The 24,639-nt window shown below is 41.3% G+C and carries 20 protein-coding genes and 1 riboswitch; of the genes, 7 read left to right on the top strand and 13 right to left on the bottom strand.

The features are described 5' to 3' along the window. Positions 1-85: 85 nt before the first annotated feature. Genes Q4557_RS16510 through Q4557_RS16500 form a run of 3 tightly spaced genes read right to left on the bottom strand, consistent with a single transcriptional unit; the run spans position 86 to position 1,927 of the window. Positions 86-850 carry a thiazole synthase gene (locus Q4557_RS16510; RefSeq protein WP_102437190.1) on the bottom strand — a complete coding sequence of 255 codons (765 nt, stop codon included), beginning with the start codon at positions 848-850 and terminating at the stop codon, positions 86-88. 2 nt (positions 851-852) lie between these two features. After that, positions 853-1,056 carry a sulfur carrier protein ThiS gene (thiS, locus tag Q4557_RS16505; RefSeq protein ID WP_102437188.1) on the bottom strand — a complete coding sequence of 68 codons (204 nt, stop codon included), beginning with the start codon at positions 1,054-1,056 and terminating at the stop codon, positions 853-855. A gap of 22 nt (positions 1,057-1,078) precedes the next feature. Then, the gene (locus Q4557_RS16500) at positions 1,079-1,927 is read right to left on the bottom strand and encodes a HesA/MoeB/ThiF family protein (protein WP_303414026.1); all 849 of its coding nucleotides are present in this window, start codon (positions 1,925-1,927) and stop codon (positions 1,079-1,081) included. Here Q4557_RS16500 and Q4557_RS16495 point away from each other — a divergent pair. Continuing rightward, complete coding sequence (locus Q4557_RS16495) at positions 1,926-2,057, top strand: hypothetical protein (protein WP_303414024.1); 132 nt, start codon at positions 1,926-1,928, stop codon at positions 2,055-2,057. The genes Q4557_RS16500 and Q4557_RS16495 overlap by 2 nt on opposite strands. Here the strand turns inward: Q4557_RS16495 and thiE are convergent. From thiE to Q4557_RS16480, 3 genes are all read right to left on the bottom strand, one after another. Further along, complete coding sequence (gene thiE, locus Q4557_RS16490; RefSeq protein WP_303414022.1) at positions 2,049-3,728, bottom strand: thiamine phosphate synthase; 1,680 nt, start codon at positions 3,726-3,728, stop codon at positions 2,049-2,051. The genes Q4557_RS16495 and thiE overlap by 9 nt on opposite strands. 2 nt (positions 3,729-3,730) lie before the next feature. Then, positions 3,731-5,797 (bottom strand): phosphomethylpyrimidine synthase ThiC, encoded by a 2,067-nt coding sequence (gene thiC, locus Q4557_RS16485; protein ID WP_303414020.1) that lies wholly within the window; start codon positions 5,795-5,797, stop codon positions 3,731-3,733. Positions 5,798-6,052: 255 nt separating this feature from the next. Next, a riboswitch (TPP riboswitch) is annotated at positions 6,053-6,152 on the bottom strand. Between the two features lie 225 nt (positions 6,153-6,377). Then, positions 6,378-7,733 carry a hypothetical protein gene (locus Q4557_RS16480; protein ID WP_303414018.1) on the bottom strand — a complete coding sequence of 452 codons (1,356 nt, stop codon included), beginning with the start codon at positions 7,731-7,733 and terminating at the stop codon, positions 6,378-6,380. Positions 7,734-7,993: 260 nt separating this feature from the next. On the opposite strand from Q4557_RS16480, the gene Q4557_RS16475 reads away from it, so the two are divergent. The 3 genes from Q4557_RS16475 (at position 7,994) to Q4557_RS16465 (ending at position 10,048) form a co-directional block, all read left to right on the top strand. Beyond that, the gene (locus tag Q4557_RS16475; RefSeq protein ID WP_102475510.1) at positions 7,994-8,674 is read left to right on the top strand and encodes a hemolysin III family protein; all 681 of its coding nucleotides are present in this window, start codon (positions 7,994-7,996) and stop codon (positions 8,672-8,674) included. A 202-nt stretch (positions 8,675-8,876) separates the two neighbouring features. Next, complete coding sequence (locus tag Q4557_RS16470; RefSeq protein WP_102437176.1) at positions 8,877-9,221, top strand: MGMT family protein; 345 nt, start codon at positions 8,877-8,879, stop codon at positions 9,219-9,221. A 23-nt stretch (positions 9,222-9,244) separates the two neighbouring features. Further along, positions 9,245-10,048 carry a DUF3108 domain-containing protein gene (locus Q4557_RS16465; RefSeq protein WP_241901099.1) on the top strand — a complete coding sequence of 268 codons (804 nt, stop codon included), beginning with the start codon at positions 9,245-9,247 and terminating at the stop codon, positions 10,046-10,048. Here the strand turns inward: Q4557_RS16465 and Q4557_RS16460 are convergent. Continuing rightward, positions 10,031-10,810, bottom strand: a complete 780-nt coding sequence (locus Q4557_RS16460; protein ID WP_102437174.1) for a class II glutamine amidotransferase — start codon at positions 10,808-10,810, stop codon at positions 10,031-10,033. The genes Q4557_RS16465 and Q4557_RS16460 overlap by 18 nt on opposite strands. 240 nt (positions 10,811-11,050) lie before the next feature. Between Q4557_RS16460 and fadE the strand changes: the two genes are divergently transcribed. Then, positions 11,051-13,498 (top strand): acyl-CoA dehydrogenase FadE, encoded by a 2,448-nt coding sequence (gene fadE / locus Q4557_RS16455; RefSeq protein WP_102437172.1) that lies wholly within the window; start codon positions 11,051-11,053, stop codon positions 13,496-13,498. Between the two features lie 121 nt (positions 13,499-13,619). Here the strand turns inward: fadE and Q4557_RS16450 are convergent, their stop codons facing one another. The 5 genes from Q4557_RS16450 to dapA all read right to left on the bottom strand — a co-directional run bounded on the left by Q4557_RS16450 (position 13,620) and on the right by dapA (position 20,583). After that, positions 13,620-13,955 (bottom strand): Fis family transcriptional regulator, encoded by a 336-nt coding sequence (locus Q4557_RS16450; RefSeq protein ID WP_102437170.1) that lies wholly within the window; start codon positions 13,953-13,955, stop codon positions 13,620-13,622. A gap of 155 nt (positions 13,956-14,110) precedes the next feature. Then, positions 14,111-17,203, bottom strand: a complete 3,093-nt coding sequence (locus Q4557_RS16445; RefSeq protein WP_303414012.1) for an efflux RND transporter permease subunit — start codon at positions 17,201-17,203, stop codon at positions 14,111-14,113. Then, positions 17,200-18,282, bottom strand: coding sequence for an efflux RND transporter periplasmic adaptor subunit (locus Q4557_RS16440; protein WP_102475507.1), 1,083 nt, complete (start codon positions 18,280-18,282; stop codon positions 17,200-17,202). Before Q4557_RS16440 ends, Q4557_RS16445 begins: the two co-directional genes overlap by 4 nt. 312 nt (positions 18,283-18,594) lie before the next feature. Next, on the bottom strand, positions 18,595-19,695 hold the full coding sequence (bamC, locus tag Q4557_RS16435; protein WP_102437164.1) for an outer membrane protein assembly factor BamC: 1,101 nt from the start codon (positions 19,693-19,695) through the stop codon (positions 18,595-18,597). After that, positions 19,696-20,583 carry a 4-hydroxy-tetrahydrodipicolinate synthase gene (dapA, locus tag Q4557_RS16430; protein WP_102475506.1) on the bottom strand — a complete coding sequence of 296 codons (888 nt, stop codon included), beginning with the start codon at positions 20,581-20,583 and terminating at the stop codon, positions 19,696-19,698. It abuts the gene before it with no gap. A 353-nt stretch (positions 20,584-20,936) separates the two neighbouring features. On the opposite strand from dapA, the gene Q4557_RS16425 reads away from it, so the two are divergent. Beyond that, positions 20,937-21,464 carry a glycine cleavage system protein R gene (locus Q4557_RS16425; RefSeq protein WP_102437160.1) on the top strand — a complete coding sequence of 176 codons (528 nt, stop codon included), beginning with the start codon at positions 20,937-20,939 and terminating at the stop codon, positions 21,462-21,464. A 21-nt stretch (positions 21,465-21,485) separates the two neighbouring features. Next, positions 21,486-21,956: a thioredoxin-dependent thiol peroxidase gene (gene bcp / locus Q4557_RS16420; protein ID WP_303414008.1), complete on the top strand. Its 471-nt coding sequence runs from the start codon at positions 21,486-21,488 to the stop codon at positions 21,954-21,956. An 83-nt stretch (positions 21,957-22,039) separates the two neighbouring features. On the opposite strand, the gene Q4557_RS16415 is transcribed toward bcp, so the two are convergent. Continuing rightward, positions 22,040-23,935 (bottom strand): sodium:proton antiporter, encoded by a 1,896-nt coding sequence (locus Q4557_RS16415; protein ID WP_102437787.1) that lies wholly within the window; start codon positions 23,933-23,935, stop codon positions 22,040-22,042. Positions 23,936-24,639 lie beyond the last annotated feature (704 nt).

The raw sequence follows: 24,639 nt of genomic DNA, 5'->3' as shown, positions 1-24,639 counted from the left end.
TCTATTAACTTAATTTGTTGAACCAACCGCATTCAAAGTTAAATTACTCAAACCAAATCATTCACCTGTAAGGGAATAATCTGGCTTACAGATGTAAAAATTGCGTCAGCGGGCTAGTATGTTCTGCCTGTTTGGTAACACTGCCAAGTCCGGCGGTATAGGCATCACGACCGGTTCTAACCGCAAAATCAAAACACCGCGCCATCACTATGGGAGATTGACTACTGGCAATCGCAGTATTGACTAGCACGGCATCTGCGCCCAGCTCCATTGCTCGGCTAGCTTGCGAAGGTGCGCCAATCCCAGCATCAACAACCACCGGCACATTAGCTTGCTCAATGATCATCTCTAAAAAAGGCTCAGTGGCTAAACCTTGATTACTGCCGATAGGACTGCCTAACGGCATCACAGCGGCGCAGCCCACTTCCTCTAGCCGGTAACACAGCACAGGATCTGCGTGAACATAAGGCAACACAATAAAGCCTTTTTTACACAAGACTTCGGCAGCTTTAAGGGTTTCAATAGCATCTGGCATCAAGTATTTCGGATCTGGATGGATTTCAAGTTTGATCCACTTTGTGCCAAGCATTTCACTGGCAAGTTCTGCTGCAAAAATAGCTTCTTTAGCGGTTCTTGCCCCTGCAGTATTGGGTAATAACTTAACTCCCATTTGCTGTAATGGCGTCAACAAGTCATCATAGTCTTTACTATGATCAATACGCTTCATTGCGAGGGTCACTAATTGTGAGTTAGAGGCCTCAATGGCAGCTAGCATAGTGTTAGCATCGCTAAACTTTCCTGTACCTGTAAATAAACGAGACTCAAATTGATGTCCGGCTATGGTTAACATAATCACCCCCCTGCTACAGCTGAAAAGACGTCTACTTTATCATTAGGCTGGCATTGAATGGCCTGCCAGCGACTTCTTGGTACAACTTGTTGATTGAGCACTAATGCCAGTGCTTTGGGATTAAGTTGTTTAGACTCTATTAGCGCTAATAAGCTTGGCGCTTGTTGCAACTGCTCTGGTTGGCCATTAAATTCAATTTCAATCATGTTTAATCCTTTTGCGGTAAAGTTATCTGCATGAGTTGACGTCATTTGTTGACGCTGTAATAGCTGCGCTACAACAACTACATTTAGGGTCTTGATTCATTTGTATAATCTGCCATTGCAAGCTTTTAGCATTAAACACATGTAACTTACCCGCTAGCTGGCCTTTGCCTAAGTCATCGGCTGTTAACCAATTTAGCCCCAATAAACTTTGCATTGATGCAACCGTTTGAACAGCAGCAGTGTTAACCCCCATTGATACACATGTTTGTGAAACATGAGTATCTTGTGGGTACAGGCATTGATAACAGCCCCTTTGCGGATAGTCAGTTGAGCTGCAAAATAATTGCCCATCATTAGCGGAAATCGCTGCGCTAATTAGCCCTGTAGCGTGACGAACACAAACTTCATTAATCATTAAGCGGCTAGTAAAGTTGTCAGTGCAATCAAACACCAGATCGACAGATTCAACTAATTTTGCACCATCTGTATCAGCGCCTTCCGTATGAGCACCAAAGGCCTGCTCAATTGCCATGATATTTACGTCTTCATAGGCTGCTGCTAACTTATCTTTGGCAAGTAGCGCTTTGCTTAAACCAATATCTTGTTCGTTAAAAAGTAATTGCCGCGACAGATTTGAAAGCTCCACCTTGTCATGATCCATCAATATCAGTTCTCCAACTCCCGCGGCGGCCAATTGCTGGGCAACACTGTGACCTAAACCACCGATTCCGATGATCAGTAGCCGGCTATTAAGTAATTTAAGCTGACCAAGCTCACCCATATCAGTCAGTAAAATATGACTGGCATACTTGATAAACTGCTTGGAAGTGAGCCCACTCTTATTAGCTTGACGCTGTTGTGTAATCGTCATGACACTGGCTCACACTGCAGCTGTTTCACTGATGGCTTGTGGGATTTTACATGTGATTGCCTTGGCTGTTGCTGAGGTTGTTGCTGAGGTTGTTGTGCAGCCGCTAGATGCCATTGCTGCTCTACAATGAATAAGCCTTGGCAGGGTTTTCTGCTTCAGTAATGGCTCTTACCACGGCAACACTATCAACCCCAGTGGCTTTGATATCCGTTATAACACTTGCATCAATACCACCGATGGCCACGGTTGGGCATACGTTGTTAAGTAATGCACTGTAGCGTGCTAATTTTGCTAAGCCTTGAGGCTTTGACGGCATCACCTTAGTGGTCGTTGGGAAAATATGCCCTAAGGCGATATAGGATGGATTTAATTGCTGAGCTAATAGAATTTCAAATACGCTGTGGCTAGATAACCCAAGGGCTAGCCCTGCCGCTGAAATTTCATTTAAGTCAGCTAACTCAAGGTCTTCTTGACCTAAATGAACCCCGAATGCACCAAGCTGTATTGCCAGTTGCCAATGATCGTTAATAAACACTTGGGCGTTATATTGCTTACCCAGAGCTATTGCGCGGCTAATATCTTGTACTAGTTTGGTTTGCTGAGCATCATTAGAGACCTCATTGACAGCATTAGCTTTAATTCGCAGCTGCACTGTGGTGCAATTGGCTTCTAACACGCTTTGCAGCATAGTCACGTCATCCACAACCGGATAAACACCAATGCCCTTATGCAGCGCAGGAAAGCGGCAATCTAGGTAGCCCTGAGCTGTATTTATTAATCCATTGCTAAACTTTCCACCAGCAGCTAATTCTTGCTGTGTTTTGCCTAAATTGTTAATTTCAGCGCCACTTACGGCAGTAATTTCAGGGTAGTATTGTATTTCATCAGGCCAAGCGGTTTTTACCACTGGCCCTGCGCCTTTACCAAATGATTCACTGCACACTAATCCCTTGAGTACATATGCTTTTGCCATCACAACGGCATCATGAAGTACATAGTTATGGGCTAAAAAGCATGCTATCGCAGTGGATAAGGTGCAACCTGTGCCATGGTTATTACTTGTATTAACTCGCTCGCTATTAAGCCAATAAGCTTGATATTGATGGGCGTCACTCACGCCGTGAACTTTACGGCAAATGAACAAATCATTGGCTTTGGTTTGTTGCCATACTGCATCACCGCCTTTGGCGAGCACATGACAATGAAGCTGTTTAACCAGTTGCGCTGCCGCACTATAAAAACCATCACTTGAGTCTAGGCTTTGGCTTTTAATTGTGCACTGAGGTTCAAATGCCACGCTGTTAGTATCAGTCAGCGTGTGTAACTCCCTAACATTAGGGGTAATTAAGCTAATTAGACCTTTAAAAGGGCTAAAATCTAACGGCTTTTTTGCGCGCTCATTTAAGCTATCACCACTACTGGCAACCATGACAGGATCTAAAATAATCGGGATCAGCTGGTTAGCTAAACTCTGACTTTTAAATGTCTTTAACCAATTAGCAATGAGTACCAATTGTTGTTGATTGGCAATTAAGCCAATTTTTATGGCTGCTGGCGCTAAATCGCTAGCAAGTGTATTTAGCTGAGCCAATAAGATGGATTCTGACACAGCCTCGACTAGTGTTACAGCCACCGAATTTTGCGCAGTAACAGTGGTAATTGTGCTGCAGCCAAAACACTGTAAGTCATTTATAGTTGCTAAATCTGCCTGTATGCCGGCGCCGCCACCACTATCTGAACCGGCAATAGTCCAGACGATGGGCGACATGGTTTCTAAGCTATGTGGTTGTGAAACATTCATGGTTAAGCCTCTAATTCAGCAGTGGTCTTAACAGCTAAATCTGCGCTTGTTGCTGTGTCTGGCTTAGAAGGTAACGGATGATAAATTGCATAGCCTGTGGCTTTAAATTCAGCTGACTTTTGTGCCATGGCTGATTGAATATCTACACCGCTACTAACGCTTATATCTGCACTTGCGTCTACGGAATTAACATTGTGATTAGAGTGTGCCTGCAGGTGTTTAAATTCGCTAGCGTCAAGCACGTTCACCTTTTGTAACTGATCACGCGCTTGCTTTGCAGCGTATTCACGCACTTCTTGAGTGATTTTCATTGAGCAAAACTTTGGCCCACACATAGAACAAAAATGCGCAACTTTGGCAGACTCTTGGGGGAGCGATTCATCGTGATAAGCACGAGCGGTATCTGGGTCTAAGCCTAAGTTATATTGATCTTCCCAGCGAAATTCGAACCTTGCTTTTGATAAGGCATTATCACGAATTTGCGCACCAGGGTGACCTTTAGCCACATCGGCAGCATGAGCTGCAATTTTATAAGCGATAAGTCCTTGTTTAACATCTTCTTTATTCGGTAAGCCCAAATGCTCTTTAGGAGTGACATAGCACAGCATGGCCACGCCATACCAAGCCATCATTGCCGCCCCAATCCCTGAGGTGAAGTGATCATAACCTGGCGCAATATCGGTGGTTTGTGGGCCGAGTGTGTAAAAAGGCGCTTCATCACAATGGGCAAGCTGCTTTTCCATATTCACTTTAATGAGCTGCATCGGTACATGGCCTGGGCCTTCAATGATGGTTTGCACATCATTTTCCCAAGCAATGTTAACCAGCTCGCCTAAGGTTTCTAATTCAGCAAATTGCGCTTCATCATTGGCATCGGCAATACTGCCGGGCCGCATACCATCGCCTAATGACAATGACACATCGTAGGCAGCGCAGATTTCGCAAATCTCTCTAAAGTGCTCATACAAAAAACTTTCTTTATGGTGACTTAAACACCACTTTGCCATGATGGAACCACCACGAGAAACGATGCCAGTAAGACGTTTTGCCGTCATTGGTACATAACGCAGCAGTACCCCAGCATGGATGGTAAAGTAATCGACGCCCTGCTCTGCCTGTTCAATCAAGGTATCTTTGAAAATGTCCCAATTTAGGTCTTCAGCGACACCATTTACTTTTTCTAACGCTTGATAGATGGGCACTGTACCAATGGGGACAGGAGAGTTTCGAATGACCCATTCACGGGTTTCATGGATATAGCGCCCCGTAGACAAATCCATTACAGTGTCAGCGCCCCACCTCGTTGACCAGACCAGCTTTTCAACTTCTTCTTCAATTGAAGACGTCACAGCAGAATTACCAATATTGGCATTAACTTTGACTAAAAAGTTACGCCCAATGATCATTGGCTCAGCTTCTGGATGATTAATGTTTAACGGGATAATGGCGCGGCCGCGGGCAACTTCATCACGGACAAATTCAGCGGTAATAGGCTGGCCAATGTGAGCGCCAAAAGCTTCACCGGGGGCTTTTTGAGTCAAAATCTCATCAGTGACTTGCTCTCTAGCCATATTCTCGCGAATGGCAATATATTCCATCTCAGGTGTGATAATGCCTTTACGAGCGTAATGCATTTGAGTAACGCGGCGGCCTGACTTGGCTTTTTTAGGGCGAACAAGGGCTTCAAAACGCAAATGATCTAAACCGTCGTCAACCAAACGCTGTTGGGTAAAGTCAGAGCTAACTCCATCAAGTTGCTCTGTATCTTCGCGCTCTTCAATCCAAGCTTGGCGAAACTTGTTTAAGCCTAAACGGACATTAATTTCAGCATCAGGATCTGAATAGGCACCGGCGCAATCATAAACTTTAATGGCTGGGTTGGCTTCAGTCACGGGCGCATCTTTACTACCGCCAAGGATAGTATCGCTTTGATGAATTTGACGCATGCCCACTAACAGATCGGGGCGGGATCCGCTCAGATAGATCTTTTCAGAATTTGGGTGCTGTAAAGGTTTTAGGGTTTCAATAAAATTTTGCGCTTGAGCGCGTGTTTCACGACGATTTGACATAAGCAACCTCAAAATAAAAAAATAGAGTTGCTTGCCTGGAGAATTGTTGATGACGAGCGAGTTAACATTAACTCTGTAATTGACTTGAATTTACACCTTAACTTTGGACCTTAAATATCGGCAAATGGCGGGTTAAATTAACTTCAGCAATAACTCTGCTTTAATTAATTCTATCTTTTATTTTGCACTAATATTTATGATCTAGCCACGCAGCCATTCACTATAAAATTGCTGCTGACTGTAGGGTAAAAATAAGCAAATTAACTGCTTGTTTCCTTCGCAGGTTCTAGCCTGATCAGGTTCAACGGATCCCGAATAAACGGTCTCAGCCATAAAGGCACTCCGACAAGATGGCTGCAGTATAGTCAGCTTATTTAATAAAATACAAGTCTTTGACAATTTTCGAATTGGAATATGAGTTAAATTATTTCACTAATTAAAATACTGTTATATATGAATTTAATTTACAACCAAGCGATTAAGACCCAGTTAATACAGAAATAATTTGATAAATAAATTTGATAAATATTATTCATTTTTGATGTTGTTGAAATAAATCTTCTGTGAAAGTCTGAACAGTTCAAGGTAATTTAAGTTTCGATAAGCGTTGTTGAATGGCGTTATTTAGTGCTTTTTTTGTTTTGCCTCCTTCACATGGGTGTCCTAAATCTAAGCCTTCGGCATAAGGGTTAATTTGGGTTGGTAATGCCACCAATCGATGGCAAGTTTCACCAATCTTAACAATTCTATTTGGATCTAAACGATGATTGAGGGTAGTTGGTTGGCGCTTATCTTCTATTACTATTAATTCTATATCATCCATTTCAGGGGTTAACTCACTGGTGCTGGCACCACTAACAGAAGTCGCTAAATGGGCTTGCTGACTTATTTGCTGATTAACTTGTTGTTGATTGAGTTTATTTATAAAGAAATGGCTAGCTTGATTGATGGCCGATAAATTGTCGCTTGTTATGGTATTGGCCTCTGAGATGGTTTCATTAAACAATTGTGGCTTAAATAGATGTTCGTTACTGCTATCTTTTTGCTGCTGCAGATACATGCTATCAACTGAAGACCAATCGAACTGGTGCGTTTCGGCTTGCACTGCTTCTGCTATTGGCAATTTTTCAATTATGGGCTTGTAGTCAATGGGCTTTTGGTTAACAGCTTTTTGGTTAATATCTTTTTGGTCAATAGGCTTTGGGGAAATTGCCTTGTGATTAACAGTATCTTTTGGGCTAGTTGCAACTGCAGGGGCTATTGAGCTTGTATCGACAACCTTATTAGTACTTTGTTTGTTCGATATAGTTTGATCGATTATTTCTTCATTGGTAATGACTTCACTGACGACCTCTTCAATCAAGGCTTGTTCACTTGGCAGGGTCTTAGCTAGCTGGGTAATTTGCTCAGCCGTTAAAAAGTAGGCTTTTATTTCTTGGTTGTTACTTTCAGATGTCGCAGCTTTAACGGCTTGTTCACGGCTGATCTCGACAAAATGGCTAATGGTGTTATCAGCTAAGGAAAATAACATAAACACCAGCACAACATGTAGCCCTGCAACAATAATGCTCGATGGTGATGTCAGTATCTTTTTAAACTCGTTATCAGAATTTTGTTTTAAAAAGCGACCGTGATTATTTTGATTGTCGATCAGCCCACAGATCAGCGGTAATGTTTGGGCTTTAATTACATCAGTGCTCATTATTTCAGTGCTAGTTACTTCAGTGCTAGTTGCATTCGCCGTTTGTAACTTCACAACATGATCACAGAAATCTATCACTTCAACCGCAGATTCTTGGCGGCTTGCATTTATGTAAAGCTGTCCATGTGAAACTTGTGTGCCATTTAAGCCTGTCGAATTTCCACTAGCACCCGGTTCAAAATTAGTGTTTGCTGCCAATCCTTGTGTTAAATGTTTATCACCACCTTGGTTCATTACTTGCGCCTCCTGTCGCTTTTGAATCACTGGATATAAATCGTGCTAGATCAGACTTCAACCACAAGCTGACCATAAACTAGATGATAAAAAAGCCATTAAGTTCATTTAATTTATGTCGATGACACACGACTCCCCACAAAATCAGACAGTTATCATAGCGTCAAACTTAAGCTTACACGTGTACGCTAAAGTCATGGCCTATTATGAATATTGCTGGTAGACTCAATGTAAATTGCTTAACAAGGTTGTATGCAACTATGTCACTTGAGTTAGATGCTAATCAAACATTAGCACCAACACCTACATCAAAGTCAGACTATGGTGTGATTGAGGAATTAGCTAACAGTATCACCCATGGTATAGGGGTACTTGCGGGTATCGCCGCGCTAATTGCAATGCTAATAAAAGCGAATGGCCAACTTAATATCGCTGACACTATCGGGATCACTGTGTATGGATTAAGTATTATTATGCTTTTTCTGGCCTCAACCTTATACCATTCCAGTAAAAGCCCCTTATGGCGTAAACGCTTTAAAATGGCTGATCACTGTGCAATCTATTTGCTTATTGCTGGTACATACACACCTTTAATGTCAATTAGCCTTCAAAATGATAGTGCTACGCTAATACTAACTGCAATATGGTTATTAGCCTTAGGCGGTATTATTTTTAAAACCTTATTTATTGGCCGCTTCAAAGGGCTAAGTGTTATTTTGTATCTTGTTATGGGCTGGCTTTGTGTCACCATCATGGGAGATTTAATCAAAGGCATGTCAGATTTAGGCTTTAACCTATTACTTGCAGGTGGGGCTTTTTATAGCATCGGGGTTATTTTTTATGTCAATAAGCGTATTCCTTATAATCATGCTATTTGGCATTTATTTGTACTTGCAGGCGCCTTGTCTCATTTCTTGTGTATTTATTTAACAGTCATATAAACCTGCTTTATATCCACAGTATTAACCCTGTCAGTATTTCGTCTCAATGTTATAAACTCACTCAAAAAGTATCGCTCATCAACCATGAGCGATAACCAACACTCATAAGCTGGCTATTGAATACTTACTATTGTCTACTTAACTCGCAACACCAAAGCGGGTTACAATAAATTATCATCCCATACCTGATCAAAAGCCATCAATGGAAAACCTTAGCCCAAAGCAAAGAATTTGGTTTATTGTAAATATGATCCCCACAGGTCATGTTTTAGCTTATGGTAAAGTGGCTGACTTAGCTGGGCTACCAGGTAGAGCCAGGTATGTGTCTAAAGCACTCAAAGACGCCCCCGATAACCTAAACTTACCTTGGTATAGAGTGATTAACAGCCAAGGAAAAATTTCTTTTAAAGTCAATTCTATTCATTTCCAAAATCAGCAACAGCGACTAAGATCAGATGGAGTAGAAGTGAACCAAGGCAAGGTTTCATTGTCAAAATATGAATGGCGCCCTGACATTGCAACCCTTGTCATGTCGTTACCTTTTTAAATATTGCATGGGTAGGTATTACTTTGATTAGAAAATTCACCGCTTTATTAGCCAATATTATTGTCATTACATTGTCTCAGGCCCCTAATGCTGTCGCTTCTGATGACAAGGAAAACCTCGAGTACCTCAAAGCATTAACCCCTCACTCTGCTGAATATCGGGTGTTCTATGGCAGTATCGAACTCGGTAAAGCTCGCTACCAGTTGCCTGAAAGTGATAATGGCTACTATAACTATCGCTTTGATAGCGATATCAGCTTATTAATGCTATCGGATGTGCGTAATCTTAATAGTGAGTTCAAACTCGAAGATGGCAAGGTTAAGCCCATCCGCTATATGAGTAAACGTAGCGGCACCGGATCTGACTACACAGAGCAAACCGCCTTTGCTGCTGGACAAGGCGTTATCCACACCATATATAAAGACGAAAGAGAGAAATTACCCTTTGCCGAGGATATCTACGATCCCTTGGTATCTCAATTAATATTTAGAATGGATATGTACCGCCAACCCGAATTGCTTAAATACAAAATGGTCAAAGAAAAAGAGTTTGATGATTATGAATTTAAAATTGTCGGCAAAGAACAAGTGATATTAGACAGTGGCACTTATCAAACCGTAAAAATAGAAGTGGTACGAAAAAGTAAAAAGCGCCAAACCTTTTTTTGGATGGCGCCAGAATTAAACTACTTACCCGTGCGTTTAAGTCATTTTTCTAAAGGTAGTAAGCAGCTTGATATTCAGTTAGATAATTATCAAATTCAGCAAGCAATAGAATCCGATACAGCTGTTACTAAAGCAAACGCTGGATTAACTGTTAATCAGTAATTCGCCTTGCCTAAATAACTTCCATTCGCCAGGCTGTAAAATATGCCACTGTTCGTTTTTTGTCAGCGGACGAGTAGCAATCACTGTAACGACATCATTGGGTGTCGTTTCTTTATTAAAATCAATAACCACATCAGTATCGATTAATTTGGCTTTGCCAAAAGGCGCACGGCGGGTAATGAAGCACAAATTATTAGTGCAATAACTCATTAAATCGACACCATCACTTAGGATCATATTAAAAACACCTAAAGCTCGAATGTCATCAGCCAGCGTTGCTACAAATTCAAACACCTGTTTCATGTCATCGGGTGGCGTATGACCAAACTCACCTAACACCTGTTCCATAATCCAGCAAAATGCCAGCTCACTGTCGGTGTCCCCAACAGGCTGAAAATGATTTACTTGAAACTTATTTTGGTAGTCTGATAACTGTCCATTATGGGCATAAGTCCAATATCGGCCCCATAACTCGCGGGTGAAAGGATGGGTATTTTCCAGCGCAACACAGCCACGGTTTGCTTGACGAATATGACTGACGACAATCTCACTTTTGATTGGATAAGATTTAATGAGCTGAGCGACATGGGATTCACTGCTAGGACGAGCATCTTTAAAGGTGCGGCTGCCCTTGCCTTCATAAAAAGTGATCCCCCAACCATCAACATGTGGCCCAGTAACACCACCTCTTTCAGCTAAGCCTGTGAAACTAAATACAATATCCGTTGGGACATTAGCGCTCATCGCTAGTAACTCACACATGAAACACGCCTTAAAAATATAATTAACTCAAAATATTACGTAATTTATATTGTACCTAGTGCAGAAAAAAATTGGCATTTTTATTAAACAAAATATTTTAAACAATTGTTTGAAATAACTTGTAATCAGCGCCAGTTAGGTTTAATTTTATGTGATACAGGTCAGACCACGGTCAGTTCTGTGAATAGGATCATTAATTTGTAGGTGTTTAAATATTAAACACTTTTAAGGAGAAAGACAGTGGAGACACTTATTTGGATCATCGCCATGATCGCGGTACTCGGCGCAGCAACTTACTTGCGGGTGTCGTTATTAACAGCAACAATTGCAGCAGCAGTTGTAATGTTAATTGGTAGTGTATTAGATATTGTTGGCAGTCTAGCTTGGGTTGTCTATATAGTTTTAGCATTACCTTTAAATGTTAAATCATTTCGTCAGAATTTCATCTCACGTCCACTGCTTAAAGTATATCAAGGCATCATGCCTGAAATGTCTACCACTGAAAAAGAAGCCATTGAAGCAGGTACAACCTGGTGGGAAGCTGACTTATTCGCTGGTAACCCTAACTGGAATAAATTACATAACTACCCTAAAGCGCGTTTAACTGCTGAAGAGCAAGCGTTTTTAGATGGCCCAGTTGAAACTGTGTGTAAAATGGTTAACCAACATCAGGTTTCACATGAGCTAGCTGACCTTCCACAAGAAGTTTGGCAATACTTAAAAGACGAAGGCTTCTTCGCCATGATCATCAAAAAGAAATACGGTGGTCTTGAATACTCAGCTTATGCTCAGTCACGTGTATTGCAAAAATTAGCTGGCGTGAGTAGTGAACTTGCATCAACGGTTGGGGTACCAAACTCTCTAGGCCCTGGTGAGTTACTGCAACACTATGGTACGACTGAACAACAAGATCATTATTTACCGCGTTTAGCTAAAGGTCTTGAAGTGCCTTGTTTTGCACTTACTAGCCCAGAAGCTGGTAGTGATGCTGGCGCGATCCCTGATTTTGGTATCGTCTGTAAAGGTGAATGGGAAGGCGAAGAAGTGTTAGGTATGAAACTAACATGGAACAAACGCTACATTACCTTAGCACCAGTGGCGACAGTATTAGGTTTGGCATTTAAATTACGCGACCCTGACAGCTTATTAGGTGATACCGAAGATTTAGGTATTACTTGTGCCCTTATCCCTACTGATATTCAAGGGGTTGAAACCGGTCGTCGTCACTTCCCATTGAACTGTATGTTCCAAAATGGTCCAACTCGTGGCAACGAAGTATTCGTGCCACTGAGCTTTATCATTGGTGGCCCTGAAATGGCCGGTCAAGGCTGGCGCATGCTAGTTGAATGTCTCTCTGTAGGCCGTGGTATTACCCTGCCGTCAAACTCTGCTGGTGGCGTTAAAACAGCTGCATTAGCTACAGGTGCTTACGCTCGAATTCGTCGTCAGTTCAAACTACCTATCGGTAAATTAGAAGGTATTGAAGAGCCAATGGCACGTATTGGCGGTAATGCTTACTTGATGGATGCTGTAAGTTCATTAACTACTGTGGGGATTGGTCTAGGTGAAAAGCCATCAGTTATCTCTGCCATCGTTAAATTCCATTTAACCGATAGAATGCAAAAGTGTGTTATCGACGCCATGGATATTCACGGCGGTAAAGGTGTATGTCTAGGTCCAAATAACTATTTGGGTCGTGGTTATCAAGCAGCGCCGATTGCAATTACCGTTGAAGGTGCCAACATTTTAACCCGTTCTATGATTATTTATGGACAAGGCGCTATTCGCTGTCATCCATATGTATTAGCTGAAATGGAATCTGCTTTTGATACCACATCGGGTCAAGGCTTAAGTAACTTCGATGCTGCCATCTTCGGTCATATTGGCTTTGCGATGTCTAATTTTGTAAGAAGTTTCTGGATGGGCGTTACTTCTAGCCGCTTCACCAAATCACCTTATAATGATAAAACGAAACGTTATTATCAGCAGATGAATCGTTTCAGTGCTAACTTAGCCCTGCTTTCGGATTTAGCGATGGCAACACTTGGCGGTAACCTTAAGCGTAAAGAACGTATTTCAGCACGCTTAGGTGATTTATTAAGTCAGCTATATTTAGCGTCTGCAACGCTTAAGCGTTATGAAGATGATGGTCGTTTAACTGAAGATTTACCGTTAGTTCAATGGGCTGTAGAAGATTCACTACATAAACTACAAACATCTTTAGATGACTTACTGGATAACTTCCCTATGGGTCTTGGCATTGCACTTCGCGCTGTTATCTTCCCATTTGGTCGCCCACTAAAACGTCCTAGCGATGTATTAGACCATAAAGTGTCTAAAATTATGCAAACGCCATGTGCCAGTCGTGACCGTTTAGGCCAAGGCCAATTCTGGACAGCTTCAGAGCACAATGCGGTAGGTATTCAAGAGCAAACTTTATTAGATATTTTAGCTTCAGAGCCTTTATACGACAAAGTCTGTAAAGCTGCCGGTAAACGCCTACCATTTATGTGGTTAGATAAAGTCGCTGCACAAGGTAAAGCCTTAGGTGTGTTAAGTGATACTGAAGTGGCCTTACTTGAAAGAGCTGAAATTGGTCGTATGAAGTCAATCAATGTTGATGACTTTGACCCTGAAGAGCTTGAAGCAAAGGTTGTTAGTGAAGCCAAGCAAGTTAAAGCGGCTTAACTCACTTTTTAAAGCTAACTAAAAATACCAAAAGGGAAAGCATTGCTTTCCCTTTTTTATTTGCTGTAAACCCAAGTTAAGCTGCGCTAATTACCCTAGTGTTAAGCAAAATAATAATGACTTAAGTTAAACGCTTTGCCCAATTACCCTCATGTTGACTATCACATGCCGCTTCACTGTCTAATACAATCTGCCCAGCAGTTATCTCCACAGAAACAGCCTGTAAATAATGGCTTATCATCTGCACAATAAACGCATCTTGCTTGGCTAATTTGACCTTGGTTATTTGCGCCTCATTACTAAATACACAAATCACTTTTAACGATTTAGGAAAAGCGGTGTAGTTTACCGAATGCGTGAGCCATTGAAAGCCCTCACACTCTGACATTAATAAATCACACACCAGTGTTAACTGCTGACGAATTTGGTTATCACGTTTCTTGTCGGATTTTTTCATCGTTAACCTTCGATTAGCTGTGAATTATAGGGTTGTCACTGAGTTGTCACTATACAGACATAAAAAAGCCAGTTGTGACTATTCACAACTGGCTTTTTGAAGTGCTTAAGTCAACATAGCGTTTATAACAGCTAATTCACTTAAGCAGATTGTCACTAAGTCGTTAACTCTTGTTTTAGTTGCTTGGCAATCGCTTCAGGCGAGCTACTGTTTCGGGCAAAGATACTGTAAGCCACCGGGATCACTAACAAGGTGAAGAAGGTTGCTAACAAAATACCTGATAACACTACCACGCCAATCACAAAACGTGTTTCAGAGCCCGCACCACTTGATAGCACCAATGGAATAGCACCAGCTGCAGTGGTAATACCGGTCATGAGGATCGGTCTTAAACGTTGGGATGAGGCTTGAATGACTGCTTGTTCAAACTCAATGCCTTTGTCACGCAATTGGTTGGCAAATTCAACAATCAAAATACCATTTTTAGCCGCTAGCCCCACCAGCATAATAATACCAATTTGACTGTAAATATTGATACTTTGTCCGGTAAACCATAGGCCAATTAATGCGCCTAGCGTAGCCAGAGGTACTGTAAGCATAATCACCATAGGATGCACATAACTTTCAAATTGCGCCGCCAATACTAAGAACACAATACCTAACGCTAGGATAAACACAAAGTACATGGAGTTGCCTGAACTTTGATAATCCAGCGATTGCCCTTTATAACTAATCACCGCTTCAGCAGGCAAATAGGTATAGGATAAATCATTAAGATAATCTAACGCTTCACCTAGACTATAGCCATCAGCCAAGTTTGCTTCGATAGTGATCGCCCGCATGCGGTTATAGCGATTTAAAGAGCTGGCATCAGCATACTCTTCTACAGTGACAATATTCGATAGTGGCACTAACTCGCCGGTTCGATCAGATCTCACGTAGATATTTTCTAAATCCGTAGCAGTATTTTGATTTTCACGATTACCTTCAATGATCACATCATATTCTTCCCCTTCTCGCATGAAGGTCGTCACTAAACGTGAGCCCAGCATCGATTCTAAGGTTCTGCCCACATGTGATATTGACACCCCTAAATCAGCAGCCCTGTCTTTATCAATTGACACTCTAAGTTGAGGTTTGGTTTCTTTATAATCATGATCAAGCCCGGTTAACATCGGATTTTCTTTAGCTTTTTCCATGATGATGTCTCGCCATAAAGCTAACTCTTCATAACTTGGACCACCTAATACAAACTGCACAGGCTTACCGACACCACGGCCAAAGGCTTGACGCATAATGGGAAATGCCCTGACCCCTGCTAAGTCCGAAATTCGAGCGCGAATATCAGTAATAATTTCACTGGCAGGACGTCGCTCGGCCCAATCTTCTAAAACGATAATCGCCATGCCGTTTGAAAAGTTTGCTGAGCGACCAAAACCACGAGGAGCGCGGATCAATAAGCGTTTCACATCACCCGATTCAACTAATGGCATTAAACGGCCTTCAATTTCATCCATGTACTTTTCAATGTACTCAAAGCTTGCTCCTTCAGGGCCATTAACCACCAAAAACATTGAGCCTCTATCTTCGCGAGGGGCAAATTCCTGAGGTACTTGTTTAAGCAAGTAGCCACTTAACGCAAAAGCCACCACGACAATTACGCCGATAAGATAGGGCTTTTTAATCGCACTCACCAAATGCGATTGATAAATAGCAGATAACTTATCCATCACGTCATCGACTTTACGTACTAACCAAGTGCTTTCACCGGCGGGTTTAAGCAACTTAGAGCACATCATTGGACTTAGCGTTAAGGCTACTAAGCTTGAGAATATAACTGCGGCGCTCATGGTGACCGCAAACTCTTTAAATAGCTTACCTAAATCCCCTTCTAAGAACGTAATAGGCATAAACACGGCTATTAGCACCAATGTGGTAGCGACGACAGCAAAAGCAACTTCACGACCACCTAAGTAGGCCGCTTTTAATGGCGAGTCACCTTGCTCAATCCGGCGGTGAATATTTTCTAGCATCACAATGGCATCATCAACCACCATACCAATGGCAAGGATCATCGCCAGTAGGGTCAATAAGTTGATGGTATAACCTAATGAATATAAGACAATAAAAGTGCCCATTAACGATACTGGAACCGTTAAGGCGGGGATTAACATAGCGCGTACACTGCCTAGGAACAGATAAATCACCACGACCACTAATAACATCGCAATAAATAAGGTTTGGTACACCTCTTTAATTGACGCTTCAATGAATACTGAGCTGTCGTATGAGCGCTTAATCTCCATTCCTGCTGGTAATGTCGGATTAATAACATCGACTAACGCATTGGCAGCACGGGCGACTTCTAAGGTGTTTGAGGTTGATTGTTTAGATACCCCTAAGCCAATCATTGATTCAGTATTACCGCGGAACATTATCCGCTCTTCTTCTGAGCCAATTTGCACTTTAGCCACATCACCAAGCTTCACTAAATAGCCATCATCACCTTGGGTAATAACCAGGCTGGCAAAGTCTTCAGCGGTTCTAAAGCTTCTATCAACCCTGACAGTAAAATGGCGCTCTTTTGACTCAATAGAACCCGCTGGAAGCTCGACGTTTTCTGAGCGCAGCGCAGATTCTACATCCGCTACGGTAAGTTTACGTGCAGCTAAAGCTTGGCGGTCAATCCACACTCGCATGGCGTAAACTTTACCGCCACCTAAACGAATATTGGCAACGCCATCGACGACTGAAAAACGATCAACCAAATAGCGTCTAGCATAATCAGTTAACTGTAAGGTGTTCATTTGATCAGACACTAAATTGAGCCACATGATCACTTCATCACCACCATTAGACTTCTCTACTTCTGGTGGATCTGCCTCTTCAGGTAAGTTATCCAGTAACCCTGAAATTCTGTCTCGAACATCATTGGTCGCCGCTTCAATATCACGGTTGATATTAAACTCTAAGGTAATAGAAGAGCGTCCATCACGGCTACTTGAGGTAATTTGTTTGATCCCTTCAACGCCGCTAATTCTGTCTTCAATTAATTGGGTAATGCGACTTTCAACCACTGAAGCACTCGCGCCGCGATAATTGGTATCAATCGATACTACCGGTGGATCAATGTTGGGGTATTCTCTAAGAGGTAACTTATCAAATGACACCATGCCAAGAATAATAATTAAAATACTAATAACAGAAGCAAATACCGGCCTCTTTACGGAAATGTCAGTGAGGATCATGCCGCATTCTCCACATCAGCGACATTGGCAAAGTTAAACGCTTCTGCAGCCTGAGTGGTGACTTCATCTCCCGGTCTTACTTTTAATAACCCGCGGATAATGACCGATTGTCCAATTCCGACACCATCAAGAATTTCAACCCAACCTCGATTACGAATGCCTATTGTGACTTCTTTTCGCTCGACAATATTCTCTTCGTTAACTGTGTATACATAGTGTTTTGATTGAATAGGAATGATGGCAGATTCTGGTAATAATAAGGTTTCACGATTTTGTTTAATCAGTTTAACTTTCATCAACATGCCGGGTAATAACGCTGCATCGTCATTGGCAATAATAGCGCGAACTACCACAGCACGTGTTGTTGGGTTTACCCTTGTATCAATAGATGTGACCACACCTTTAAATATACGATCTGGATAAGCAATCGCTTTCGCTTCAACGGTTTTACCTAATTTGAGTTGTTGGATAAAACGCTCTGGCACTGAGAAATCAAGTTTAATTTTACTGACATCATCTAAGGTCGATATTTGGGTACCTGGAGACACTAAACTGCCGACACTGACAAGCTTTAGTCCCAAGCGACCACTAAATGGTGCATGAATGGCGCGATCACCCAAAGCAGCTTTAGCTTGCTCAAGCTCAGCGCGGGTCGTATCGATTAAGGTTTGTAATCTATCTCGCTCAAGTTCTGCTACCGTTTTACTGGTAACCAAACTACGAATTCTGTCGAGTTCACGTAAATTATCGCTGACTTTAAACTCAGCGGCTTTAACTTTGGCTAGCTGCTCGCGGTTACGTAATTGAACCAGCAAATCGCCTTTTTTAACCACATCTCCATCGTTAAATTTAATGTCTGCGATTTTCTCAGTGATTTTTGGTGTAATAGTAATAGACTCAAACGCTTTGTTGGTTCCTATTGCCTCAACCTCATCCCTTACTGGCAACATCGCCACTTTAGCAACAACAACGTTTGGGATAGGTTTAGCACGCACCTTGGCCTCTTCAGTAGGCTTCATAGATTGGTATGTAAACCAGCCTATCAGTAACGCAACGAGGAGAATTATTATTTTTTTCATCGGGATTCCATTCATCAAACTCAAAAACGATATGTTATGGGATTTAGCCAACCGCTAGTGTACTCAGCATCATACTGGTATCAAGGTGTTTTACCTTTTCTTACAATTAACATACTTAGGAAACATTTGCGGAATATACGGGATCGGGGTTAACTAAGATCAATCTTAGCTTTTTAATTGGTAAACAATCGATATAGAAGGTTAAATGACTATTTTTACTGTTTTTAAAGCATAAAAAAAGAGACAGTAAATACTGTCTCTTTTTTTTGATAGCCTAAAATACGAACAATTAGGTAATGTTAATTTAACGCATTATCGTACTTTACGATCTTCTTTCATTGCTTCGCTGACTACGCGATAGATTTCAGTAATCGTTTCATTTTCTAATGGCTCACCTGCGGCATCTTTAATAAAGATTTCAGTTTGATCTTTATCATCAGTTTCAACAAGCTCAATTCGATAGTTACCTTTTTCAAGTGATAACTTATCTTCGCCCCATAATGAACTCCAGAACCCGCCAGTTTCTTCCAAGACAATATAATACAAACCTTTGGCGCTGTTCATATCAACAATATCGAAACCTAGCTCAGGCAATACAATACGTAATCGATCCCAGGTTTTATTGAAATCAACTTCTGAAATGTAATAAGCGCCAGTGGTTTCTGTTTCAGCCACTAGATCAACGTTAATACCTTTACTTTGTTGAATACGGTCAGCTTTAATTTGCTTGTCACGTTTTAAGCTGATGTAAGCAATAGTGTTATTGAGCATATCAACGGTGTAACGGCGTTTATCTTCTGCCGTTAATAGCACTTGCTGATCATCACCATTGTAGCTTTCTTCATGCTCAATGAGATCAATACCCATGCTGCCTGAGCGACCATGAGGACTCACATCGACCTCATAACGGTAACGTTGACGCAGTAAATACACTTTGTCCTCACCGAACCAGCTTGTTTCTATGACGTCTTGCGTGTCTATCCAACCTGTTTCGATAAAACCTTCGTCATAATTTTCGTTTTCGATAGGTACTTCATGTTTTGCTAAGAAACCATGTAAATTATCAAAAACTTCTTGTTTTAGATCTTTTGTGGTCGTAATTGATTCGACAATAATTTTAATATTGTCACTGCCTTCTTCAATACGCGTACCTTCAGACATAGGCAAGACCAGTAAAGGAGGACGAATATCCAGACGTTTTCCAACTAAGTCTTTATCAACTTTGTTACCCACTTTAGGAATGTCGTATTCACGGCCATAAGTTGGCTCAGTCAAGCCTTCTGGAATAACTAATAGTGGGACTTCTTTGGCGTTAACATATTCATCATTGCCATTGGCAACGCGACGATCTGTCGGTGAACTACAAGCAGAAACTGCTGCTATAAGTAAAATTGGAGTGACTTGCTTCAACATTTATTGTGTTACCTCTATCTGGGCTTGTTTCATCGCTTCTAACAACTGACCATGAAACTGCTCAGAAAGTTCAGTTAAAGGTAAACGAATATGTCCTTGGCTAATTAAACCTATTTGATGCGCAGCCCATTTAACAGGGATTGGGTTAGCTTCGCAGAATAAATGCTCATATAAACCTTTCAGTGGTAGGTTCAGTTTTTCGGATAAAGCATGGTCACCTGCTAATGCTGCATCACACAGTTGTTTAAATGCTTTTGGAACAATATTATTAGCAACCGAAATAACACCATCACCGCCAAGTAATAAAAAGTCTCTCGCAGTGGCATCATCGCCGCTATAAAGTTTGAAATCCTGACCGCAAAGCTCGCGTAATCGAGCAACACGGGTTAAATCGCCAGTGGCTTCTTTAACACCGATAATATTTTCCACCGCTACTAATTCAGCCACGGTTTCAGGCAACATATCCACTGAAGTACGTCCAGGGACGTTATAAAGAATTTGAGGGATATCAGTACTTGCTGCAACAGCTTTATAATGTGCAATTAAGCCCTTAGGTGAAGGCTTATTGTAATAAGGCGTGACCCCAAGCATGGCAACAATGCCAGAATCAGCCATTGATTGGGTAAGTTCTATCGCTTCGGCAGTGGCGTTAGCGCCATTACCACCAATGACGGGTATACGACCTGCGGCAAATTTAACAGTTTGCGACACAACTTGTGCATGTTCTTTAATGGGTAAAGTAGCAGACTCACCTGTTGTACCGACTGCAACGATCGCATCAGTCCCCTGCTCTATATGAAACTCTACCAGTCTTTCAAGACTTTTATAATCTACTGTGCCATCACTATTCATAGGAGTGATTAAGGCAACGATGCTTCCGTTTATCATCTAAATTCCCCAAGGTTTCAGGATTCGCTATGTTACTGATGCCTACAACTAATGACAAGCATTAACGGGGGCTCTCAAATGCATTTTTACTAAAGCACAAATTTACATCGTCAGATGATTGTTTAATGGCTAAGCATATTTTTTATATCATGACGTTAGGTACTTTATTTCATTGAAATCAATCTTACACCTAAGTTGTTATGCCAAGAAGTAAATTTTTAATATGAATTAACTTTCATAGTGACATACTTATGTGGTTTTACATTAGTTATGGTAGCATTAGTGCCCGCAAAAAAACTTTGCGTTAGCTCGCTAGTTTACGCTCCATGATATCGAAAAAGTGAGGAAAATCCATGACCAACTATCTGGTCGTTACTGCTATGGGTGCTGATCGCCCTGGTTTAGTAAGTCGTCTAGCCCGTTTAGCAAGTGAATGTGACTGTGACATCGTCGATAGCCGTATGGCACTTTTTGGTAATGAATTTACCTTAATTATGATGATTTCAGGCTCTTGGGCAGCAATAACAAAGATAGAAACCCAGTTACCCAGCTTAAGTGTACAGCTTGAATTACTCATGGTAATGAAACGTACTTCCAAGCATACACCACAAAATTACGTGTCGCGTATCGAGGTCAATGTTAACGGTCAAGATCAACGTGGCACCATGAAGCGAATAACCGAATTCTTAGCGGATCGTTCCCTTGATCTTGCTGCGGTGCGCTCTCACGCTGACGACGATAATTTAACGCAGCATATTTTATTTACTATCAATGTGCCGGAAAAAATTGATCTTATAAAGCTTGAAAAAAGTATCCATGAACTGGCAAAAGAACTATCACTTGAGTGCTCTATCAATCATATGCAAAACAGTGACAAATAGAATATAAAATAAGGACATAAAATGAATACCTTAACCCTTGGTGATTTAGCACCACAATTTACCCTACAAAATCAATTTGACCAATCAGTCTCTCTCACTGAAGCTTTAAAAACCGGCCCTGTGTTAGTTTATTTTTACCCTAAAGCATCAACACCTGGTTGCACAGTGCAAGCTCAAGGCTTGCGTGATAGCAAAGACCAGTTAGCAAATCATAATGTCACAGTATTGGGTTTAAGCCCTGACCCAGTTGCTAAACTGCTTAAGTTCAATGACAAGCAAGAGTTAAACTTTGCCTTACTCAGTGATGAAGATCATGCCGTTGCTGATGCCTTTGGCGTGTGGGGCGAGAAGCAATTCATGGGCAAAATCTCTGACGGTATCCATAGATTGAGCTTCCTCATTGGTCAAGATGGCAAAATAGTACATGTGTTCGATAAATTTAAAACCAAAAACCACCATGAAGTGGTGTTATCGGTGTTAGAAACGCTTTAACTTAAGCTTTAAGTAAAAATTCCATAAAAAAAGCTTCGTTAATACGAAGCTTTTTTATTGCTGATTTTTAGTCAAATTCAAATTCAAGCTGATGTATTGCCGAAAGTTTCACCAGAGTCATCTTGCTCATTAGCGTCTTCATTTTCTGTTACTTCAGCTAAATTACGTTGGATTATATCTTGCTCTTGCGCCTCTTTCGGCAATAGGCTAATTAACTCGATACCGACTGGTAATTCATTAATTTCAGTACCTGAAATAATTTTTACTTTCTGATCTTTAGTCAGGTAAATTAACGGCATCGCCGTTTCACCATAACGCTGTTTAAAGTGTTCAAATGTAAAATTATCCGTAATATTAGTAACTTTAATAACAGCACCTTTCGCCATGTAACTGGCTATTTTGGCATAAGAAATTGACTCACCAAATAAACACAAACGCTTTAAATAAGACTCTGACAATTGATGTCTGGCACTTCCCCCTTCGGCATTATTTAAGCCATACACTTTATTGGTACCGAATAAGTCTTGAAAATGAAAACTCACTAAAGGGTTTAATTGACGATAGGGAGATAACACTAGCACTCGACCTATACCACTTAAATCCATAAAGTTTTCGGCGTGTTCAGAGGCCGGATTACCAAAATAAACCGGGATATTCGCCATTCTCGCTTGACGAATGTTGTCCCAGTTATTATCGGCTAATACCACTTTCACTTGCTTAGCCGTTAACACCTTAGCTAACTCACGTGAAAACTTAGAGGCACCAAATAACAGTAAGCCTTGTGATGAATCGGCCTTTACACCTAAAAACTTAGCCCATGGGCCTGCCGTTAAGCTTTGTATTACAACAGTGCCAATAATAATTAAAAACACTAATGGCACTATCGAGCTGGCACCATTAACCCCAATAGCTTCAAGCTTAATGGCAAATAACGAAGAAATTGCCGCTGCAACTATCCCTCTTGGTGCGACCCAACTTAAAAACCATTTATCAGCTCTAGATAAACTAGTACCAATACCAGAAATCCAGATACTCAGAGGCCTTGCAACCAACAACACGACCAGTAAGACACCGACACCGCCCCAACCTAAATCAAGCATCGCGGTCGAGTTAAGTCTTGCCGCTAATAAAATAAACAAGGCGGAGATCAGTAATACGGTAAGAGTCTCTTTAAACTCTAAAATATCCGCAATATCAACCCCACGCATATTCGCTAACCAAATGCCCATCACAGTCACGGTTAACAGCCCAGACTCTTCTTGGATCAAATTAGAACCAACAAAGACGCCCAGCATAATAGTTAATACCGCAGTATTTTTAAGATAATGAGGAAACACATTACTACGAAGTGCAATGCCAATGAGATAGCCAGCAAGCGCCCCAAGTCCAAAACCTAACAGTAATGTCATGCCTAAAGCGAATAATATATGGGTGGTGGGATCTGCAGCGGTCGCCACAGCAATATATTCATAAACTAATACTGCCAAAATTGCCCCGATAGGGTCTATGACTATTCCTTCCCAGCGTAAGATGCTGGCAAGGTTTGATTTTGGCCTTACTGTGCGCAGCATAGGCACTATTACTGTTGGACCTGTCACTACCACTAATGCACCAAAAAGTAGCGCCATGGGCCATTCAAAGCCTAATAGCCAATGAGCGGCTGGGGCGATACAAGCCCAAGTTATAAAGGCACCAAAGGTCACTAAGTTTGTCACCATGCGGCCGTGATCTTTGATTTCTTTAAAATTGAGGGTTAACGCGCCTTCAAAAAGAATAACCGCGACCCCCAATGAAATAATGGGAAACAGCAAATCGCCAAAGATAGCATCAGGGTCTAAAATGCCAAGCCCCGGACCAAGTAACAAACCGCATAACAATAACGGTAATATTGCAGGAAGACGAAACTTCCAACCTAACCATTGACACAATAAAGACAGCACGCCAATCAGCGCGAGCATGCCAGTTATGTGTTCTACCATGGACAATTCCTTTTTTATATTTTCTGCGATATAGCTCGCGAGTTTGTATCTTTAATAAAATACTAAATTACACATCAGAGCAAGGCTTAATTAAAACATCTACCGTAATTTTTTAACTTAACATCAACCTTTTAACCTGCTGATTGGAAGTATCTAAAGCTTAATAATTTTCACGTTAAAGCCGCAGAACAATAGACTCAGCTTAAGATAAATACATTCAATGTCATAAATTACAGGCACAAAAAAGCCCTTGTCTTATGACAAGGGCTAATCTGTTCGGCGCAGCGGACGAGACTCGAACCTGCGCCCCCGGCGTGACAGGCTCAGCTTACTAATACAAAGTAACCAACTGCTGCTTTTATTCAAGCAATTCATTTAGCCAATTGAAGTAACTAATTCAAGTAACTAATTCAAGTAATTAATCCAATTAACTAATTCATTAAAATAAGCCCAACAGCATAAATTACAGGCACAAAAAAGCCCTTGTCTTATGACAAGGGCTAATCTGTTTGGCGCAGCGGACGGGACTCGAACCTGCGCCCCCGGCGTGACAGGCTCAGCTTACTAATACAAAGTAACCAACTGCTGCTTTTATTCAAGCAATTCATTTAGCCAATTCAAGTAACTAATTCAAGTAACTAATTCAAGTAACTAATTCAAGTAACTAATTCAAGTAACTAATTCAAGTAACTAATTCAAGTAAC

This window comes from Shewanella sp. 5_MG-2023 (genome assembly GCF_030547465.1).
Classification (GTDB): domain Bacteria; phylum Pseudomonadota; class Gammaproteobacteria; order Enterobacterales; family Shewanellaceae; genus Shewanella.
This window is presented reverse-complemented; position numbering and strand designations above follow the sequence as displayed.

Bases quoted from the DNA above. Each gene is read 5' to 3' on its own strand.
- Q4557_RS16510 (WP_102437190.1), bottom strand. From the start codon at position 850: ATGTTAACCATAGCCGGACATCAATTTGAGTCTCGTTTATTTACAGGT.
- dapA (WP_102475506.1), bottom strand. From the start codon at position 20,583: ATGATAAACGGAAGCATCGTTGCCTTAATCACTCCTATGAATAGTGAT.
- thiS (WP_102437188.1), bottom strand. From the start codon at position 1,056: ATGATTGAAATTGAATTTAATGGCCAACCAGAGCAGTTGCAACAAGCG.
- Q4557_RS16445 (WP_303414012.1), bottom strand. From the start codon at position 17,203: ATGATCCTCACTGACATTTCCGTAAAGAGGCCGGTATTTGCTTCTGTT.
- Q4557_RS16475 (WP_102475510.1), top strand. From the start codon at position 7,994: ATGTCACTTGAGTTAGATGCTAATCAAACATTAGCACCAACACCTACA.
- Q4557_RS16470 (WP_102437176.1), top strand. From the start codon at position 8,877: ATGGAAAACCTTAGCCCAAAGCAAAGAATTTGGTTTATTGTAAATATG.
- Q4557_RS16495 (WP_303414024.1), top strand. From the start codon at position 1,926: ATGACACTGGCTCACACTGCAGCTGTTTCACTGATGGCTTGTGGGATT.
- bamC (WP_102437164.1), bottom strand. From the start codon at position 19,695: ATGTTGAAGCAAGTCACTCCAATTTTACTTATAGCAGCAGTTTCTGCT.
- Q4557_RS16425 (WP_102437160.1), top strand. From the start codon at position 20,937: ATGACCAACTATCTGGTCGTTACTGCTATGGGTGCTGATCGCCCTGGT.
- Q4557_RS16480 (WP_303414018.1), bottom strand. From the start codon at position 7,733: ATGAACCAAGGTGGTGATAAACATTTAACACAAGGATTGGCAGCAAAC.
- Q4557_RS16500 (WP_303414026.1), bottom strand. From the start codon at position 1,927: ATGACGATTACACAACAGCGTCAAGCTAATAAGAGTGGGCTCACTTCC.
- Q4557_RS16415 (WP_102437787.1), bottom strand. From the start codon at position 23,935: ATGGTAGAACACATAACTGGCATGCTCGCGCTGATTGGCGTGCTGTCT.
- bcp (WP_303414008.1), top strand. From the start codon at position 21,486: ATGAATACCTTAACCCTTGGTGATTTAGCACCACAATTTACCCTACAA.
- thiE (WP_303414022.1), bottom strand. From the start codon at position 3,728: ATGAATGTTTCACAACCACATAGCTTAGAAACCATGTCGCCCATCGTC.
- Q4557_RS16440 (WP_102475507.1), bottom strand. From the start codon at position 18,282: ATGAAAAAAATAATAATTCTCCTCGTTGCGTTACTGATAGGCTGGTTT.
- Q4557_RS16460 (WP_102437174.1), bottom strand. From the start codon at position 10,810: ATGTGTGAGTTACTAGCGATGAGCGCTAATGTCCCAACGGATATTGTA.
- Q4557_RS16450 (WP_102437170.1), bottom strand. From the start codon at position 13,955: ATGAAAAAATCCGACAAGAAACGTGATAACCAAATTCGTCAGCAGTTA.
- thiC (WP_303414020.1), bottom strand. From the start codon at position 5,797: ATGTCAAATCGTCGTGAAACACGCGCTCAAGCGCAAAATTTTATTGAA.